This window comes from Vibrio sp. 10N.222.47.A9 (assembly GCF_963872585.1).
Lineage (GTDB): Bacteria > Pseudomonadota > Gammaproteobacteria > Enterobacterales > Vibrionaceae > Vibrio > Vibrio splendidus.
This window is the reverse complement of the sequence record NZ_CAWNBB010000003.1, coordinates 1-240: the sequence shown is the minus strand read 5'-3', so window position 1 is coordinate 240 and position 240 is coordinate 1. Positions and strand designations below refer to the sequence as shown.

Here is a 240-nt window from a genome sequence, read left to right as displayed (position 1 = left end):
ACCGGACAATAAACCCGCAGCCGTTACTGTCGCGGTATCGGTATTAGCCGGCGCCCACGTCACTGAGCTGCTGATATCAGATGAAGTACCATCGCTGTACGTCGCTGTTGCAGTTAACTGCTGAGTCTGACCTTTCGCAATATTCACCGGTGAAGGCGTCACTTGAATATCTGTAATGACTGCTGCCGTCACCGTCACCGTCACCGCATTACTTTCCTTACCATCTTTACTGGCGGTTAG

General features: G+C 51.7%; 1 protein-coding gene. It reads right to left on the bottom strand.

Features of this window, described 5'->3' with window-relative positions; all coding sequences use genetic code 11:
• A partial coding sequence (locus tag AACT19_RS01525; protein WP_207551946.1) for an Ig-like domain-containing protein occupies window positions 1-240 on the bottom strand: 240 nt, incomplete at both ends.